At 62.8% G+C, this 18150-nt stretch carries 17 protein-coding genes; 5 read left to right on the top strand and 12 right to left on the bottom strand.

The window, feature by feature from the left end:
• Nucleotides 1–33 precede the first annotated feature (33 nt).
• From EI983_RS03505 to EI983_RS03475, 7 genes are all read right to left on the bottom strand, one after another.
• Nucleotides 34–384 carry an H-type lectin domain-containing protein gene (locus EI983_RS03505; protein ID WP_157706026.1) on the bottom strand — a complete coding sequence of 117 codons (351 nt, stop codon included), beginning with the start codon at nucleotides 382–384 and terminating at the stop codon, nucleotides 34–36.
• 158 nt (nucleotides 385–542) lie between these two features.
• Entirely contained in the window at nucleotides 543–968 is a 426-nt protein-coding gene (locus EI983_RS03500; protein WP_157706025.1) for a F0F1 ATP synthase subunit epsilon, read from the bottom strand.
• Between the two features lie 93 nt (nucleotides 969–1061).
• Nucleotides 1062–2486 (bottom strand): F0F1 ATP synthase subunit beta, encoded by a 1425-nt coding sequence (atpD, locus tag EI983_RS03495; protein WP_157706024.1) that lies wholly within the window; start codon nucleotides 2484–2486, stop codon nucleotides 1062–1064.
• Nucleotides 2487–2506: 20 nt separating this feature from the next.
• Nucleotides 2507–3388, bottom strand: a complete 882-nt coding sequence (locus tag EI983_RS03490) for a F0F1 ATP synthase subunit gamma (protein WP_157706023.1) — start codon at nucleotides 3386–3388, stop codon at nucleotides 2507–2509.
• A 14-nt stretch (nucleotides 3389–3402) separates the two neighbouring features.
• Nucleotides 3403–4941 (bottom strand): F0F1 ATP synthase subunit alpha, encoded by a 1539-nt coding sequence (gene atpA / locus EI983_RS03485; RefSeq protein WP_157706022.1) that lies wholly within the window; start codon nucleotides 4939–4941, stop codon nucleotides 3403–3405.
• A complete protein-coding gene (locus EI983_RS03480; RefSeq protein WP_157706021.1) occupies nucleotides 4942–5502 on the bottom strand; it encodes a F0F1 ATP synthase subunit delta in 561 nt (186 codons plus the stop codon).
• Nucleotides 5503–5889: 387 nt separating this feature from the next.
• On the bottom strand, nucleotides 5890–7128 hold the full coding sequence (locus tag EI983_RS03475) for a serine hydrolase domain-containing protein (RefSeq protein ID WP_157706020.1): 1239 nt from the start codon (nucleotides 7126–7128) through the stop codon (nucleotides 5890–5892).
• A gap of 119 nt (nucleotides 7129–7247) precedes the next feature.
• Between EI983_RS03475 and EI983_RS03470 the strand changes: the two genes are divergently transcribed.
• Nucleotides 7248–7595, top strand: a complete 348-nt coding sequence (locus EI983_RS03470; protein WP_157706019.1) for a VanZ family protein — start codon at nucleotides 7248–7250, stop codon at nucleotides 7593–7595.
• A gap of 69 nt (nucleotides 7596–7664) precedes the next feature.
• On the opposite strand, the gene EI983_RS03465 is transcribed toward EI983_RS03470, so the two are convergent.
• Entirely contained in the window at nucleotides 7665–8405 is a 741-nt protein-coding gene (locus tag EI983_RS03465) for a class I SAM-dependent methyltransferase (RefSeq protein WP_157706018.1), read from the bottom strand.
• A 62-nt stretch (nucleotides 8406–8467) separates the two neighbouring features.
• Here EI983_RS03465 and gloB point away from each other — a divergent pair, with 62 nt between their 5' ends.
• From gloB to EI983_RS03450, 3 genes are all read left to right on the top strand, one after another.
• On the top strand, nucleotides 8468–9235 hold the full coding sequence (gloB, locus tag EI983_RS03460) for a hydroxyacylglutathione hydrolase (RefSeq protein WP_157706017.1): 768 nt from the start codon (nucleotides 8468–8470) through the stop codon (nucleotides 9233–9235).
• A gap of 156 nt (nucleotides 9236–9391) precedes the next feature.
• Entirely contained in the window at nucleotides 9392–11725 is a 2334-nt protein-coding gene (clpA, locus tag EI983_RS03455) for an ATP-dependent Clp protease ATP-binding subunit ClpA (RefSeq protein ID WP_157706016.1), read from the top strand.
• On the top strand, nucleotides 11725–12696 hold the full coding sequence (locus EI983_RS03450; RefSeq protein ID WP_157706015.1) for a M23 family metallopeptidase: 972 nt from the start codon (nucleotides 11725–11727) through the stop codon (nucleotides 12694–12696). The genes clpA and EI983_RS03450 overlap by 1 nt, the downstream gene beginning before the upstream one ends.
• On the opposite strand, the gene EI983_RS03445 is transcribed toward EI983_RS03450, so the two are convergent.
• The 3 genes from EI983_RS03445 to EI983_RS03435 all read right to left on the bottom strand — a co-directional run bounded on the left by EI983_RS03445 (nucleotide 12683) and on the right by EI983_RS03435 (nucleotide 16466).
• Nucleotides 12683–14608 (bottom strand): peptidoglycan -binding protein, encoded by a 1926-nt coding sequence (locus EI983_RS03445; RefSeq protein WP_157706014.1) that lies wholly within the window; start codon nucleotides 14606–14608, stop codon nucleotides 12683–12685. The genes EI983_RS03450 and EI983_RS03445 overlap by 14 nt on opposite strands.
• A 3-nt stretch (nucleotides 14609–14611) precedes the next feature.
• Nucleotides 14612–15817 carry a biopolymer transporter ExbB gene (locus EI983_RS03440; protein WP_157706013.1) on the bottom strand — a complete coding sequence of 402 codons (1206 nt, stop codon included), beginning with the start codon at nucleotides 15815–15817 and terminating at the stop codon, nucleotides 14612–14614.
• Nucleotides 15818–15935: 118 nt separating this feature from the next.
• The gene (locus EI983_RS03435) at nucleotides 15936–16466 is read right to left on the bottom strand and encodes a gamma-glutamylcyclotransferase (protein WP_198389368.1); all 531 of its coding nucleotides are present in this window, start codon (nucleotides 16464–16466) and stop codon (nucleotides 15936–15938) included.
• A 66-nt stretch (nucleotides 16467–16532) separates the two neighbouring features.
• Here EI983_RS03435 and EI983_RS03430 point away from each other — a divergent pair, with 66 nt between their 5' ends.
• On the top strand, nucleotides 16533–17540 hold the full coding sequence (locus tag EI983_RS03430; protein ID WP_157706012.1) for a DUF2125 domain-containing protein: 1008 nt from the start codon (nucleotides 16533–16535) through the stop codon (nucleotides 17538–17540).
• A gap of 61 nt (nucleotides 17541–17601) precedes the next feature.
• Here EI983_RS03430 and EI983_RS03425 read toward each other — a convergent pair whose 3' ends face one another.
• Complete coding sequence (locus tag EI983_RS03425) at nucleotides 17602–18105, bottom strand: extensin-like domain-containing protein (protein WP_246162255.1); 504 nt, start codon at nucleotides 18103–18105, stop codon at nucleotides 17602–17604.
• Nucleotides 18106–18150: the final 45 nt, after the last annotated feature.

Below are 18150 nucleotides of genomic sequence, written 5' to 3'. Positions count from 1 at the left end.
GGGTGCGTGTTCACACGCACCATCCCTGCCCGGTCAATAGAGCTCCCAGTCGTCCTCGCTCTTGACCTCTCCGATCGCCATCCAGCGCACCCGCGCCCGGGCCACGCGGGTATCGGCCCAGGTGTAGAAGATGATCTCGAACCCTTTCTCGGTGATCTTCTGAGCGGTCACATCGGCACGCGCATTGGTGGCACTGTCCATGTCCCACATCGACAGCGACACATGCACCGCGGGCGGAGATTTGAAGCGCTCGCTGAAGGTGACCTTCCTGACCCTCTGGCGCGAGCCGCCGCCGGTCCACATCTCACCGCCGTCCTCATAGTCCGAGAACAGCACGTCATCGCCCTGGTCAATGCCGATCGTTACGTTGGTCAGTTTGATCATCGTCGGTCTATTCGTTCCGGGCCCCAGGCCGCTCTAATACGCGTTTTAGGCGAAAATGCGAAGAAATAAAGCTTTGACTGCGCTATATGTCCTTGCGCTCAAACGATAAAGGCCCACCAAAACGGCGGGCCTTTTTCAAAAAAGTCGTCTCATCCGGATCAGTTGGCGCTCAGGCCGATCTCATCGCCCATGGCGACCATATCGGACAGAAGCTTGGCCGCCTCATCCACCGGGCCCGGCTCGTTGACATAGGTTTCCTGTGCCTTGGCCAGGGCGTCGGTGGCCGCATCGACCATCGCCTTGAACTGCTCCTGGGTGATGTCGCCACGCGGAACGGCCTGTTCGGCCAGCACCGAAATGCTCGTCGGGTTGATCTCGGCGAAACCGCCGGTGACGACATATTCTTCGGTGCCCTTGTCGGACGTCACTTTCAGAACGCCGGGGCGCAGCGTGGTGATCAGCGGGGCGTGATCGGGCAGCGCCGTAAGGTCGCCCTCGGCCCCCGGGATCTGCACGTCCCTGGCTTCCACCGAGGCCAGCAGCCGCTCGGGGCTTACCAGATCGAATTGGACTGTATCAGCCATATTGGCCTCCTTTTGCGATGTGAGGTGCGTGTAAACACGCACCCTACACCTTGCTCAATTCCCGTAGGGTGCGTGATTTCACGCACCGAACGATTACGCAGCTTCGGCCGCCATCTTCTCGGCTTTGGCGATCACTTCGTCGATGCCGCCGACCATGTAGAAGGCGCCTTCGGGCAGGTGGTCGTATTCACCGGCCACAACCGCCTTGAACGAGCTGATCGTGTCTTCCAGCGGCACCTGCACACCGTCCGAACCGGTGAACACCTTGGCCACGTCGAAGGGCTGCGAAAGGAAACGCTGGATCTTCCGGGCGCGCGCCACGGTCAGCTTGTCCTCTTCGCTCAGTTCGTCCATGCCGAGGATGGCGATGATGTCCTGAAGCGACTTGTAGCGCTGCAGGATCCCCTGCACGTCACGGGCCACCTGGTAATGCTCTTCACCCACGATGGACGGGTCCATCAGACGCGAGGTCGAGTCGAGCGGGTCCACAGCCGGGTAAATCCCCAGCTCCGAGATCGCGCGCGACAGAACGGTCGTGGCGTCGAGGTGGGCAAAGGTCGTGGCAGGCGCCGGGTCGGTCAGGTCGTCCGCAGGCACGTACACGGCCTGGATCGAGGTGATCGAGCCAGCTTTCGTGGAGGTGATCCGCTCCTGCATCGCACCCATGTCGGTGGCCAGCGTCGGCTGATAGCCCACAGCCGAAGGAATACGGCCCAGCAGGGCCGACACTTCGGACCCGGCCTGGGTGAAGCGGAAGATGTTGTCCACGAAGAACAGAACGTCGGTCCCGGACTGGTCGCGGAACTGCTCGGCCAGGGTCAGGCCGGTCAGCGCCACACGGGCACGCGCCCCCGGAGGTTCGTTCATCTGGCCGTAAACCAGGGCCACTTGGCTCTCTTCCAGGTTATCGGGTTTGATAACGCCGGATTCGATCATCTCGTGGTAAAGGTCGTTGCCTTCACGGGTCCGTTCGCCCACACCGGCGAAGACCGAGAAGCCCGAGTGCACCTTGGCGATGTTGTTGATCAGTTCCATGATCAGAACGGTCTTGCCCACACCGGCACCGCCGAAGAGGCCGATCTTACCACCCTTGGCGTAAGGCGCCAGAAGGTCCACCACCTTGATGCCGGTCACCAGAACTTCGGATTCCGTGGCCTGCTCGTCAAAGGTCGGTGCAGGCTGGTGAATCGCGCGGGTTTCCTTGGCTTTGATCGGCGCGCCTTCGTCCACGGGCTCACCCACCACGTTGAGGATACGACCCAGGGTCGCGTCACCCACCGGCACGCTGATCGGGCCGTCCGTGTCGACAACTTCCTGACCGCGCACGAGGCCTTCGGTGGCGTCCATCGCGATGCAGCGAACGGTGTTCTCACCAAGGTGCTGCGACACTTCCAGAACCAGCTTCTTGCCGTTGTTGTCGGTGTTCAGTGCGTTCAGAATTTCGGGCAGGTGATCGTCGAACTGAACGTCCACCACGGCGCCGATGACCTGGGTCACTTTGCCTTTTGCGTTTGCCATATCTCGTTTCTCCGGTTCGGTTAGAGCGCCTCGGCGCCCGAAATGATTTCAATAAGCTCGTTGGTGATCACAGCCTGACGCGAGCGGTTGAACTCGATGGTCAGCTTGTCGATCATCTCGCCGGCGTTGCGCGTGGCGTTGTCCATGGCGGACATCCGCGCGCCTTGCTCGGAGGCCCCGTTTTCCAGCAGACCGCTGAAGATCGCCGTGGCCACCGCGCGCGGCAGAAGCTGCTGCAGGATGGCACTTTCATCCGGCTCGAAGTCATAGAACGAGCCCGCGTCAGACGCGTCGCCCTCGGCCTCGGGCACATCGAAAGGGATGACCTGCTGCATGGTCGGGATCTGGGTCACGACGTTCTGGAACTTCGAGTAGAAGATCTTGGCAACGTCGAACTCGCCGGCTTCGAAGCGGTCGAGGATCTTCGTCGCGATCTTCTGCGCGTCGCCATAGCCGACGTTCTTCACATCCGACATATCGACATGTTCGATGAAGTGATCGCCCACATCGCGCTTGATCGCGTCACGGCCCTTCTTGCCAACGGTGATGATCTTCACCGTCTTGCCCTCGCTGAGAAGCTTCAGCGCCTCAGTCTTGGCCAGCTTGGCAATGTTGCCGTTGAAACCGCCGCACAGGCCCCGCTCGGCGGTCATCACCACCAGAAGGTGGGTCTGATCGCTGCCGGTGCCGCGCAGCAGTTTCGGTGCGCTTTCATTGTCGCCCACCGATGCGGCCAGCTTGCCCATCACGTGGTTGAACCGCTCCGTGTAGGGGCGCGACATCTCGGCCGCATCCTGTGCCCGCCGCAGTTTTGCGGCGGCCACCATCTGCATGGCCTTGGTGATCTTGCGGGTCGATTTGACCGACTCGATCCTGGTTTTTAGGTCCTTGAGAGAAGGCATGCCTTATCTCCCCCTTATGCGAAGTCGGCGGCGAACTCGTCCAGCGCAGCCTTGATCTTGTCCTCGGCCTCGCCTTTCACCTTGGGATCTTCCTTGGTGATATAGTCGAGCAGGTCCTGATGCTTGGAGCGCAGGTGGTTGAGCAGACCGGCCTCGAAGCGGCCAACCTGGTTCACCTCGATCTTGTCGAGATAGCCATTGGTGCCCGCGTAGATCAGGCAGACGATCTCGGCGTTGGTCAGCGGCGAGTATTGCGGCTGTTTCATCAGCTCGGTCAGGCGCGCACCGCGGGCCAGCAGGCGCTGGGTGGCGGCGTCGAGGTCCGAACCGAACTGGGCAAAGGCCGCCATCTCGCGGTACTGAGCGAGCGACAGTTTCACCGGACCGGCAACCGATTTCATCGCGTTGGTCTGGGCCGAAGAGCCCACGCGCGACACCGACAGACCGGTGTTCACGGCCGGGCGGATACCCTGATAGAACAGCTCGGTTTCGAGGAAGATCTGACCGTCGGTGATCGAGATCACGTTGGTCGGAATAAAGGCCGACACGTCGCCGCCTTGCGTTTCGATGATCGGCAGCGCGGTCAGCGACCCGGCACCGTTGTCCTCGTTCAGCTTGGCCGAGCGTTCCAGCAGGCGCGAGTGCAGATAGAAAACGTCACCCGGATAGGCTTCACGTCCGGGCGGACGGCGCAGCAGCAGCGACATCTGACGGTAGGCAACGGCCTGTTTCGACAGGTCATCATACACGATCAGGGCGTGACGGCCGTTGTCGCGGAAATGCTCGGCCATCGCGGTGGCGGAGTACGGCGCCAGGAACTGCATCGGCGCGGGGTCCGAGGCGGTCGCGGCCACGACGATGGAGTATTCCATCGCGCCCGACTCTTCGAGTTTCTTCACCAGCTGCGCCACGGTCGAGCGCTTCTGACCCACGGCCACGTAAACGCAGTAGAGCTTCTTGCTCTCGTCGTCGCCAGCCGCGTCGTTATAGCTCTTCTGGTTCAGCATGGTGTCGAGCGCCACAGCGGTCTTGCCGGTCTGACGGTCGCCAATGATCAGCTCGCGCTGGCCACGGCCGATCGGGATCATGGCGTCAACCGATTTCAGGCCGGTGGCCATCGGCTCGTGCACGGATTTACGCGGGATGATGCCCGGGGCTTTCACGTCGGCGATGCCACGGTTCTTGGCGTTGATCGGGCCCTTGCCGTCCAGCGGGTTGCCCAGACCGTCCACAACGCGGCCCAGCAGCTCGTCACCGATCGGCACGTCCACGATGGATTGCGTCCGCTTGACGGTGTCGCCTTCCTTGATGTCCCGGTCCGAGCCGAAGATCACGACACCGACGTTGTCGGCTTCGAGGTTCAGCGCCATGCCCATGATCGAGCCGGGGAATTCCACCAGCTCACCGGCTTGCACATTGTCCAGGCCGTGCACACGGGCAATCCCGTCACCCACGGACAGAACGCGGCCCACTTCGGCCACTTCTGCATCTTGACCAAAATTCTTGATCTGGTCCTTCAGGATTGCAGAAATCTCTGCTGCTTGGATACCCATTTATCCGACCTCTTTCATTGCGTTCTGGAGGGATGCGAGCTTGGAGCGGATCGACGTGTCGATCATCTTCGAGCCCACCTTAACGATAAGACCGCCGATGAGGCTTTCATCAACGGTCGCATTGATATTCACGTCTTTGCCCACGCGGGCCTTCAGCGTCTTCGCAAGCTTGTCGGCCTGCGCCTTCGTCAGTTCCGTGGCGCTGACCACATCGGCGGTCACTTCACCCTTGTCCTCGGCGATCATGCCGCGCAGTTGGGCGATGAGCTGCGGCAGCACGAAAAGACGACGCTTTTCAGCCATCAGCGCAAGGCCGTTCTGCAGGACCGTCTCAAGGCCCATCTTCTTGCCAATCGCGGCAATCGCGGCCCCCTGATCGGCACGGCTCACCACCGGGCTCGAAATCAGGTCGCGCAGCTCGGGGCTGTCGGCGAGGGCAGAGGCAAGATCGGTGAGGTTGGCTTCAAGTTTCGGCAGAGATTTGCTCTCTTTCGAAATCTCGAAAATGGCGGTGGCATAGCGCTCGGCGATGCCGGAGGAGATCGAAGCTGGTTCGGACACGTCCACCCTTCCGATTGTCTGGCCCCGGTTCTCGCGGCGCGCACGCGCGCACCCACCGGGGGCGTTTCATGGCGTTGTTTTCACGCAAACACCAAAATCCGAGCGGGGTGTAACAGAGCCTTGCGCACCTAGCAAGACAGTTGGGGAAAGCATGTGACGAGAGAAAAACACATGCTTTCAATTAGTTAACGTGACTGCGACCGAATGCGCCGTTTTGAAGCGAAGAAAAACGCCCGTTTTCGGTCGGATTTTTGCGATTCCTTGAAATATCGTTAGCGCAACCACTGCGGAACGGCGGCGGAACTGCCCCCTTGGCCGCCAAATCCGTGGCCCGGCCCGAGGCGAGGCCGGCACGTCAGGGCCGGACGAGCCCCCGCCGCGGCCCTGTCAACTCAGCCGCTCCACCACCGCGTCGAAGGCGTTCAGGTTATAGGTGCTGAAATACGGATCGGACGAGAGCGGCTGACTCGACTGTTTCACGATCGCCACCCCGCGCGGGCGGTCCACGTAGATATATTGCCCATGCACCCCGATCGCCAGGATCGCCTCGTGCCCCGCCTGTCGGCGCACCCACCATTGCGCGCGATAGCTCCATCCGCCTTCCTGCATCCGCCCCGTCGCCTCGCCGCCCGCCTCGAAGGCGGCTTCCGAGCCGCCGGCCTCAAGCTCCGCGATCACCGCCTCCGGCACCACCTGCGTATTGCCCACGCGGCCCCCCGCCAGGATCATCGCGGCAAAGCGGGTCATGTCGTCGGCCGTGGCATTCAGACCGCCACCCGTGAACGGCGCCCCCTGCCCATCCACCAGGATGTAATCCGGCCCGGCCATGCCGCAGGGCTGCCAGAGCTGCCCGCTCATCAGATCGGTAAAGCTCTGCCCCGTCGCCCGGCTCAACGCCCAGGCCACCATGTCCGTCACCGGCGTCGCATAATGAAACTCGGCCCCATGCGCCCGGCTGGTTTCGGCACCGAGGCTCAGAAGATAGTCACAAAGCCCCGGGCGCGGCCCCGGCTGCCCGGTGCCGAAGACATGCAGATAGTCGTGAATGGACGCCTGCGGATTGGCATAGTCCTCGTCATAATCGACCGCGTTCGTCATATCGAGCGCCTGGCCCAGCGTGACCCCGTCAAACGCGCCACCGTTCGCCCCCTCCGGCACATAGGCACTCAGCAGCGCCGCCTCATCCATCTGCCCCTGTTCGACCGCCATGAGCGTCAGCAGACCGACAAAGGACTTGGTGCAACTGAACATAATATGCGGCTGGTGCGGCGTCATGCCGTTCATCATCGTCTGATGCACCACCGCACCATCCTTGATCACCGTGAAACTGTCGGTGAAGCTCTGGCGCAGATAGGTGGCAAAATCCGCCTTGCTGCCATCCTCGCGCGCAACCTCGATGCGGCTCAGCCCCGGATCGATCTTGCGCGGCAGCGCCCGGGGCGTTGAACCCGGCGCAATCTCCCGGCTCGGCCACAGGCTGCGCATGTTCTGATAGGCCCAGCGGTTCTGCGGGGCTGCGAAAAACCCGTCCGCCTGCGTCACCCGCTTGTCCGGCGGCGGCGGAAAGCCCTGCATAAGCCCCATCTCTTCATGGGTGGAGGTGTCAAATGGTTCGCTTTGTGTCATCCCTACCCCACCCCCTCGCATTCTGCGCAGGCTCTGGGGAAAAACTGCGCGTGACACCGTATCTAAACGCTTGTAGGGCCTGCGGTCCAGAATGTCCTCTTGCGTCCGAGCCCCTGCCCATGCGTCCGCCTCTTCTGATCGCCACTCTGCTCACCGCGCTGATCGGCGGCGTCATCGCCTATGGCACCCTGATGCCCCCCGGCCCGCCCGGTCCGCCCCTGCCGCTGACCGACAAGCAGATGCACGCGCTGGCCTTCTTCAGCCTCGTGCTGCCGCTCGGATGGGTCCGGCCCCGCTGGGCGCTGGGTCTCGCGCTGGTGGCCTTCGCCTTTGGCGGTGCCATCGAGATCGTCCAGCCGCAGGTCGGCCGCTCGGGCGAATGGGCCGATCTCTGGGCCGATGGGCTGGGGATCGTCGCGGGGCTATTGCCGGGCCAGCTGCGCCGTTACCGGGCGTCCCGGGCATAAATGTACAAATTGTACGAATTGTACAAAACGTACAAAACAGGGGGTGATTTTGTACAAAACGTACAGAATTCAGACCGGCTTGGCCTCGGGTTTCGGCCGCAGAACGTCCAGCGGCTTGCGCACCGTTTCGCGTAGCCCGGGCCCGGTGGGCGCCTGCACCCGCTTGCTGGCCTCGACCAGCAGGACACCGCCCGCCGCCACCACGCTCAGCTTGCCGCCCAGGCTCTCCCACATACCCGCCGTCTTGCGCCAGAAACGCCGCTCCGAGGGGGGTTGATAAAGCGTGGTAAGGTGCCGTTCCGGAAGGAAATTATGCGCCTTGAGCTGGTTTTCGAGCTGGGTTTGCGTGTAGGGCCGCCCGTGCCCGAACGGCGTCTTTTCCGCGCGCGACCACAGCCCGGCCCTGTTGGGAACGATGAAAAGTGCAGAGCCCCCCGGCCCCAGCACACGCCAGCATTCCTCAAGCAGGGCCGAGGGCTGTTCTGTCGACTCAAGTCCATGAATCAAAAGGAGTTTATCGACATGCCCCGTTTCCAGCGGCCACATCACCTCTTCCACCAGAACGGCCACATTGGGCATCCCCTGCGGCCAGCCGATCACGCCCTGCGGCCCCGGCATCAGCCCTATCACCCGGCGCGCATCCGCCAGGTAAGGGCGCAGAAACGGCACCGCAAAGCCAAACCCGGCAACTGTTTGCCCCTTCGCCTCGGGCCAGAGCTTGAGCACCTCCTCGCGCACGGTTTTCTGCGCCGCGCGCCCCAGCGCACTGCGGTAATAGAAGTTCCTCAGGTCTTGCACGTCGAGATACATTGCAGTCCCGGCCAAGTTCAGACAGTCTGAGCCTAACAGGAACAGACAAATGGGAAAATACTATGACGCTCGAACTCGTGACCATTCCCTGCCTGTCGGACAATTATGCCTACCTGATCCACGACGCGCAGAGTGGCGAGACCGCCGCGATCGACGTGCCCGAGGCAGGACCGATCCTGCAAGCCCTTGAAAACAAAGGGTGGACGCTGAGTCACATCCTGCTGACCCATCACCATTACGATCATATCGATGGCGTGCCGGAGCTGTTGGCGAAGGCCCCGGCCAGGGTCATCGGTGCGGCGGCGGATGCCCATCGCCTGCCCACGCTCGACCAGGCGGTGAGCGAAGGCGACACGATCACGGTCGGCGGCGAAACCGGGCATGTGATCGACGTGTCGGGCCATACCGTCGGCCATATCGCCTTTCATTTCCCCGAAAGCCGCCTTGTTTTCACCGCCGACAGCTTGATGGCCCTTGGATGCGGCCGGCTGTTCGAAGGCACCGCGGCGCAGATGCATGGCTCTCTGAGCAAACTCGCCGCCTTGCCTGGCGACACGATTGTTTGCTCGGGCCATGAATACACCGCAAGCAACGCCAAATTCGCGCTCACCATTGATCCTGGCAATGCGCAACTTATCTCTAGAGCAGACGCGGTGCATGAGGCCCGCGCCCGGGGAGAGGCCACCGTGCCTTCCCGCTTGTCAGACGAAATGGCCACAAATCCTTTCTTGCGCGCCTCCGATCCGGACATACAGGCCGGGCTGGGTATGCAAGGCGCTGATCCGGTTGACGTTTTCGCCGAAATCCGGGCCCGTAAGGACAGGTTCTGACCGTCTGGAGAAACGAAAACGGCACAATTGCCATCAAATGTGAACGCGGAACCCGAAAAAAAACTTGAAGCAAGGACGATATCGACCAAACTTTAAGAATAAGAGGCCAAGGTTGATCCATCAGGAGCAGCCAAGATCAGGAAGGAGCACCAAGACGTGCCTTCATTCTCAAATACTCTCGAACAGGCAATTCATGCTGCTCTGGCGCTGGCCAATGCCCGCCAGCACGAGTTTGCAACGCTGGAGCATCTGCTTCTGGCGCTGGTGGACGAACCCGACGCAAGCCGGGTGATGAAGGCCTGCAATGTCGACACCGAAGAGCTGCGCAATACGCTGGTCGAGTTCATCGACGACGATCTCGCTAACCTGGTCACGGATATCGAAGGGTCCGAGGCAGTGCCGACGGCGGCCTTCCAGCGCGTGATCCAGCGCGCCGCGATCCATGTCCAGAGCTCGGGCCGCACAGAGGTGACGGGGGCCAATGTGCTGGTCGCCATCTTTGCGGAGCGTGAATCCAACGCCGCTTACTTCCTTCAGGAACAGGACATGACCCGCTATGACGCGGTGAATTTCATCGCCCACGGCGTGGCCAAGAACCCGGCCTTCGGCGAAAGCCGCCCGGTCACAGGCACCAACGAGGAAGAGAGCGCCGCGAACTCCGGTCAGGACAGCGATGCGATCGAAGCGGGCGAAAGTGCGCTGGCGAAATACTGCGTTGATCTCAATGAAAAATCCCGCTCCGGCGACATCGACCCGCTGATCGGGCGCGATGAGGAGGTGGAGCGCTGTATTCAGGTGCTGTGCCGCCGCCGCAAGAACAACCCGCTTCTGGTGGGCGATCCCGGTGTCGGCAAGACCGCCATCGCCGAGGGGCTCGCACACAAGATCGTGCAGGGCGAAACCCCGCAAGTGCTGTCGAAAACGACTATTTTCTCGCTCGATATGGGCGCGCTTCTGGCCGGAACCCGCTATCGCGGCGATTTCGAGGAGCGGCTGAAGGCCGTGGTGACCGAATTGGAAGATCACCCCGATGCGGTACTTTTTATTGACGAGATTCACACCGTCATTGGCGCCGGCGCCACCAGCGGCGGGGCGATGGATGCCTCCAACCTGCTCAAGCCCGCGCTGCAAGGTGGCAAACTGCGCTGCATGGGGTCGACCACGTTCAAGGAATTCCGCCAGCATTTCGAAAAGGACCGCGCGCTGTCCCGCCGGTTCCAGAAGATCGACGTGGTGGAGCCGACGGTCGAGGACGCGGTGAAGATCCTCAAGGGCCTCAAGCCCTATTTCGAAGATCATCACTCGGTCAAATACACCAATGACGCGATCAAATCCGCCGTGGACCTGTCCGCGCGCTATATCAATGACCGCAAGCTGCCCGACAAGGCCATCGACGTGATCGACGAGGCCGGTGCGGCACAGCATCTTGTGGCCGCCTCGAAGCGCCGCAAATCCATCGGCACCAAGGAGATCGAAGAGGTTGTGGCCAAGATCGCCCGCATTCCTCCGAAAAACGTCTCCAAGGACGATGCCGAGGTTCTCAAGGACCTGGAGAAATCGCTAAAACGGGTGGTCTTTGGTCAGGACAAGGCCATCGAAAGCCTCGCCAGCGCGATCAAGCTGGCGCGTGCGGGCCTGCGCGAGCCGGAAAAACCCATCGGCAACTATCTCTTTGCCGGGCCGACCGGCGTGGGCAAGACCGAGGTCGCCAAGCAATTGGCCGACACGCTGGGCGTGGAACTGCTGCGCTTCGATATGTCGGAATACATGGAGAAACATGCCGTTTCGCGTCTGATCGGCGCGCCTCCGGGCTATGTGGGGTTTGATCAGGGGGGCCTGCTGACCGATGGCGTGGACCAGCATCCGCATTGCGTGCTGCTGCTCGACGAGATCGAGAAGGCGCACCCGGATGTGTTCAACATCCTTCTGCAGGTGATGGATCACGGCAACCTGACCGACCATAACGGGCGCACGGTGAATTTCCGCAATGTCGTGCTGATCATGACCTCCAATGCGGGTGCCGCCGAACAGGCGAAATCGGCCATCGGCTTTGGCCGTGACCGCCGCGAGGGCGAGGATACCGCCGCCATCGAGCGGACGTTCACGCCGGAATTCCGCAACCGTCTGGATGCGGTGATCAGTTTCGCGCCGCTGCCGAAGGATGTGATCCTGCAGGTGGTCGAGAAGTTCGTGCTTCAGCTTGAGGCACAGCTGATGGACCGCAACGTGACCATTGAGTTGACCCGGCCCGCCGCCGAATGGCTGGCTGACAAGGGCTATGACGACAAGATGGGCGCGCGCCCGCTGGCCCGCGTCATCCAGGAGCATATCAAGAAGCCGCTGGCCGAAGAGTTGCTCTTTGGCAAGCTCGCCAAGGGTGGGCTGGTGAAAGTGGGCGTGAAGGACGGCAAGATCGACCTCAAGCTCGAAGGCCCCGAACGCCCGCGTATCACCGGCAAGAAAAAGCCTCCGCTGCTCACCGCGGATTGATGCGCGCACCTCTTTTCATTGCCGCATTGGCGATGACGACACAGGCGGCCCCTGCCGGGCCGCCTGAACTCGTTTGGCCACTCGACTGTGTGCAGGGGCAGACCTGCTATATCGAGGATTATGTCGATGCCGACCCGGGGCCGGGTCAGGCAGATTACACCTGCGGGCTCAAATCCCGCGATGGGCATCGCGGCACGGATATCGTGCTAAGGGATTTCGCCATGATCAGCGCGGGCGTGGCCGTGCGGGCGGCAGCACCCGGCGTGGTGTCGGCCATGCGCGACGGGATGGAGGATGTCGCCGTCACCGCCGAGACCCGTGCCGAGATCAGCAAGCAGGGCTGCGGCAATGCTGTACGAATTGATCACGGCGATGGCTGGCAAACGCTCTATTGCCATTTGAAAAAGGGCTCTGTCGCGGTGCGCAGCGGAGACAGGGTCGACGCGGGTCAGCAGATCGGCCTGGTGGGTCTGAGCGGGCTGACGAATATCCCTCATCTGCATATCGGGGTGCTCAGGGATGGCGTGGTGATCGACCCGTTCGCGCCCGAGCACACCACCCGATGCGGCGCCCCCGATGGCCCCGGTCTCTGGGCCGAAACGCCGATCTATCATCAAACCGGGTTTATCACCGCCGGGATGGCCACGGGCGTGCCCAGCTTCGACGCGGTCAAATCAGGTGCGGCGCGGGCCGATACGGCGCACCCGTCCGAGCCGCTGGTGCTATATGGCCATTTCCATCACGCCCAAACAGGAGATGTGCTGACCCTGTCCGCTGACGGGCCGGAGGGCGAGATATTCTCGCATAGCGAGGTTCTGAAATCCCCAAACGCCTCGCAGTTCAAGGCGTTTGGGCGCAAAGCCCCGCCCGGAGGCTGGCCCGAAGGTGCGTATCGCGGGATCGCGCGCCTGACGCGCGCGGGCGAACTGATCGCCTGGCGGCATGCGGATATCGAGGTTACTTCTCAGTGAATTTCAGCTCGATCCGCCGGTTCTGCGCCCGCGCTTCGGGCGTGTCGGCGCGGTTAATCGGCTGATACTCTCCGAACCCATTGGCCGAGAGCCTGCCCGGCGGGATGCCCAAGCTCTCGACCATGAAACGCACGACCGAGAGAGCACGGGCCTGGCTCAGTTCCCAATTGTCGGCAAAACGCGCGCCCTGGATCACCGGGACATTGTCGGTATGACCATCGACTTGCAGGACCCAGTTGATCTCGGGCGGGATATCTCCTGCGACATTGCCGAGAATATTCGCCACCTTGGCGATCTCGCGCTGGCCCGCCTCTGACAGGTTCGCCTCTCCGGGGGGGAACAGCACTTCGGAGGAGAACACAAACCGGTCGCCCACGATCCGAACACCCTCCTGCGCGCCCAGGACATCGCGCAACCGGCCAAAAAACTCGGAACGGAATTTCTCCAGATTGGCCTTTTCCTGCTCCAGCAGCTTGCGCTTTTCTTCTTCCAACTGCGCGCGGCGGCGCTCTTCGGCGGCCACACGGGCGAGCGCGGTGTTGAGTTCATTGCCCAGGCTTTGCAACTGCACCTCGGTGGCGGCCTCGCGCACCTTGGCATCATCCAGAAGCGCCTGAAGCTGGCCAAGCTGGGTGCGCAGGGCGGCCACCTGTTGATTGAGCAATTCCTGCTGGGCCTGCGCCTCCGAAGCGATTTCGGACTGATCCGCCAGCGCCGCCCGCGCCTGAGCCAGCAATGCGGCGCGCTCTTCGGCCTCGGTCAGGGCCGCATCGGCGGATTGCTCCGCCGCAAGCTTGGCCGCGAGGGTCGCCGCAAGCTGGTCGCGCACTTCTTCGGCACTCAGATTTGCCGTCTCAAGCGACTGGTTCGCCGCCAGAAGCTCGGCAATACGGTTCCTGGCAGCCGCCAACTCGGCCTGGACCTCGGCAAGCGCGGCCTGGGTTTCGGTCAGGGTCGTTTGGGTCTCGGACAGGGCCGATTGCGTTTCGGTCAGGGTCGCTGTCGTCGCGCCCTGCCCTTCGAGCGCCGACTCCAGATCACTGCGTAACGCGGTGATCGTGTTGTCGGCGTCCTCACGGGCCAGAAGCGCCGCGGCAAGCTGCGCGTTGAGGTCCTCCCCGGCTGCACGGGCGGCCGCCAGAAGCGCCAGCGTTTCCTCGGCCTCGCGGCGCTGCTCTTCGAGGGCCAGCGTCATTGCGGTCAGCTCTGCATCGGCGCTTTGAAGTTTTTCGCGCAGCGCCTCGGCGGCTGCGGCTTCGGCCAGCCGGGCGGCCTCCTCTTCGCTGAGCTGCGTTTCCAGCGCCGCCACGGCGGCTTGTCCTTCGGCATTGTCGCGGCGCAGATCGGCGATCAGAGCCTCAAGCGCTTCGCGACGCGCCGCCGCCAGTCGCGCCACTTCTGTCTGGGCGTCAATCTCATCGCGCAGCCCCGCCAATGCGAGGTTCAGCGCCTCCTGCTCGGACAAAAGCTCGGCATTGCGCCCTTCCAGATCGGCCACATCGCCCAGGGCCGCGTCACGCTCTGCGAGCAGACTGGCCACCTGTTCCTCGAAACTGGCGATCCGGCCTGCCTGTGCATCGCGCTCGGCGGTGAGCGCCGCAATCAGCGCCGCCTGCTGGGCCTGCGCGTCCCGTGCATCCCCAAGGGTCGCGGTCAACTCACCCACCCTTTGATTCAACGAGGCAGAGCGGTCCTGTTCCAGACCCAGCGCCTCGGCCAGGGCCGCCACCTCGGCGGAGAGCGCATCGAGCTTGCTTTCCTGACCCGAGATCGTTTCGCGCAGGACAAACTGCACCACCATGAAGATGGTCAGAACGAACATCAGCACCAGCAGGAGACCCGTCATCGCATCCACGAACCCCGGCCAGATCGAGGCCTGAAACCGTGTGCCGGTGCGTCGGGACAGGGCCATGACCTAGCCCTCTTTCGGGGGCTCGCGGCGGGGCGTGCGGCCTCTCTGGGCGTTGGCGATCTGGCTGAAGATTTTGCTGAGCGCGTTCAGGTCGGTGCGCAGCTCGGTCATGGTTTCCTGTCGCCCGGCACTGATTTCCTCAAGAATGCGCAACATCTGCACATCGATCGAGCGCAGGCGCATGCGGCTTTCCGCATCGAGCCCGGCATCGCCCACCGGGTCGCGGTCAAGTTTGTCCAATAGCCGTTCCTGCCCTTCGGCCACCCGCAGGAGGGCTGCGTTCACCGGGTTCGCCTCGCCCATGCGGTGGGTCAACCGCTCGATGCTGTCGGCCAGAACGCCCAGCTTTTCATCCACCATGGCGCGGCTCACATCCGACTGGGTGAGCATCTGTTGCAGGCTGTCCATCTGCTCGGCCATATGGTCAAGCACGCCTGCGACCATGGCCCCCTCGCCGCTGCCATCACCATCGCCCGACGAGAAACCAACGCGGGTGATGGTCGACATCCATTCCTCAAGCTCGCGGTAAAACCGGTTCTGCCCGTGCCCCGCAAAAAGTTCCAGCAGGCCCACGACAAGCGAGCCCGCCAGCCCCAGAAGCGACGAGGCAAAGGCCACGCCCATGCCGCCCAGCTGCGCCTCCAGCCCGGTCATCAGCCGGTTGAACACTTCCACGCCGCCTTCGCCCTCTTGCGGGGCCAGGCTGCGGATCGTGTCGACCACGGCGGGAACGGTCGTGGCGAGGCCATAGAACGTGCCGAGAAGGCCAAGAAAAATCAGCATGTTGACGATATAGCGGGTAATCTCCCGCGCCTCGTCGATCCGTTGAGCAACGGAATCGAGGATGGACCGCGCCGAGGTCGAGGCAATCTGCATCCGCTTGCCGCGCTGCCTCAGCAACGTGGCGAGGGGGGCCAGCAGTTGCGGGGCCGCAATCTGATCATGGCCCGGGGTCTGTGCGGCAAATCCTTCGATCCAGCGGATCGAGGCAAAAAGCTGAAAGACCTGCCAGAAACAGGCGACCACGCCAATCACAAAGACAAACAGGATGAACCCGTTGAGCCACGGATTGGCCTGAAACACCGGCAACACGCGCGGAAGCGCCAGGAAAGCGCCCGCACCCGTCAGCCCCAGCACGATCAGCATCAGCACGATCTGGCGGACAGGGTGGGAAAACTGCGGCTCGACCTCGCGGTCCGGCTGGTCCATCAGGGACGGCTCCCGGCTCTGGTTTTGTTGCGGCTAACCCTAATCCGCTTGACGCGCCAAGCCAAGAGCCGAGTGGCCTGAGATCCGCACTCGATGCCGCCGGGGCGCTGCCTGCGCCTCACTCTTCCAGCGACTTCACCCGCCGGGTCAGCCAGTTGAGATCGGGATCGTCGATACCCAGCTCCGCCAGATGCGACGCGGTGTTGTAAAGGTATTCGGTGTTGGGCCCGCGCCCGCCATGGGCGCGCGCTATGATCCGCGCCTGTTCTTCCAGATCGAGCCCGCCGCAATATTGCACATGATCGGCATCGACCACATAGGTGACCGCCTCGACCTGCCGCCCGTCACGAAGCGTGACCTGCAGCATCTTTTCCAGATAGGCCGAGGAGATCAGCTCACGCTCGCGCAGATAGGCCAGCACGTCCTCGCGCGCGTGGTCGGCCACGCCCAGCGCGACCCCGTCGCAACGCGACTTGACGCATTCATCCAGAGCCAGCACCAGGCCCGGGTTTTCCTCGGTGCCGCGATGGTGAATCGAGCGCATGCAGAAGCTGCGCGCATAGCCCGGCAAGGTGGCCAGCACACGCTCTGCCACCTCAAAACCGGGGTTCCACACCAAAGAGCCGTAGCCGAAGACCCACATCGTCATTTTGCTGTTCCTTGTCCGATACGCCCTATAAACACCATGTCGAAATGACGCGAAAGAGGCGAAAAGATGCGTGTGCTCCTGGCGGTGATCCTGCTGGCGACCCTGGGTTGGTCGGGCTACTGGTATATGGCTTCAAGCGGGGTGCAGGCGGGGCTCGCACGCTGGCTTGACGAGCGCCGCGCCGAAGGATGGGTGGCCGAAACCTCCGAGATCACGGTGCAGGGGTACCCAAACCGGATCGATACCACGCTCAGCGATATCGAGCTGGCCGACCCGGCCACCGGGCTTGCCTGGTCGGCGAAATTCCTTCAGATCCTGGCGCTGAGCTACCGGCCCAATCATGTGATCGCCATATGGCCCCCCGCACAACAGCTGGCCACACCCTATGACCGGTTCGAGCTGGCCAGCACCGATATGCGCGCGAGCCTGATCCTGATGCCGAATTCCGAGTTGACGCTGGAACGGCTGACACTGACCGCGGATGATCTGGCCATTACCCGGGAAGACGCCAATCACAGTGCTGAGCTGACCAGGCTCACCCTCGCGGCAGAGCGCGTTGCGGTCGATCCGGAGCCAAACTACCGGCTGGGGCTCGCCGCCGACGGGTTCGCGCCCGCCCTGCGCTGGCGCACGCAAATCGACCCGCGCGGGACTTTGCCCGAAACGCTGGATGCGCTCACTGTCGATATGACCGTCACCTTCGATGCGCCCTGGGACCGTTTCGCGATCGAGCGCGCCCGCCCGCAGCCGCGCAAGATCAAGCTGCGGCTGGCGGAGGCGCGCTGGGGGCAACTGGAGCTTTTGGTCGCCGGTGATCTGAGCGTGGATGAGGCGGGCATGCCGACAGGCCGCCTGACCGTAAAGGCCCGTAACTGGCGCGACATCCTCGATCTGGGCGTGGCGTCCGGGGCAGTGCCTGAGGGGCTGGCAGGATCGCTGCGCGATGGTCTGGGGCTCTTGTCGCAACTGGCGGGAAACCCGAATACGCTCGACCTGCCGCTTGAGTTCGCCCGGGGCCGGGTGTTCCTCGGACCCGTGCCGATAGGGCCAGCCCCGGTGTTGCGCCTGCGGTGACCCGCGCCAAGAAAATTCGTACGAATTTTCTCAGATTGAGATTTTTCGTACGAAAAATCTGTTACTTGCAGTAAGGGCCGCCGCGATAACTCGCGGTATCCAGATGGAAGTGATTTTGATGGTACCGATCCGATTTCGGACCCAGAACCGTCCCGAACGGACCGCAGGCCGACGCGTGCAACTGCTTCATGATGCGCCCCCGTTTGCCGCCGCCCCAATCGTCGCTCACCGTCAATGCATCGCCATTGGCCAATTGAAATGCGGATATATCAATCGCATTGCCTCTGGCATGTTCTGACAAACGTGCACCCCGCTTGTGATTGCGGGTTCGGCAAACGTAATGCGCCGCAACCTTGAGCGAACTCAGCCCACCGCCTTTCTTCCCGATCGTCGGCATCGCCGATCCGCTCACCCAGCTGTTCAGCGCCTTGGCCGTCTTGCAATTCATCGTCGACGCCTGGCTGAGCGTGATCCCGCTGACCGAGGTCACGCGGACCGCATTCTCGACCCCACAGCCCCCCTGGCCCGGCACGTCACCGATCACTTCACCCTTGATCGCAGGCACGCCGCAGATTGATCCCTCGGCAGAGAAATGGGCCGATCCGGGCTC

Origin of the sequence: Roseovarius faecimaris, from assembly GCF_009762325.1 — a bacterium.
In the GTDB taxonomy this organism is placed as follows: Bacteria; Pseudomonadota; Alphaproteobacteria; order Rhodobacterales; family Rhodobacteraceae; genus Roseovarius; species Roseovarius faecimaris.
Note: the sequence above shows the minus strand (reverse complement) of the source record. Positions and strands in the feature narration are given on the sequence as shown.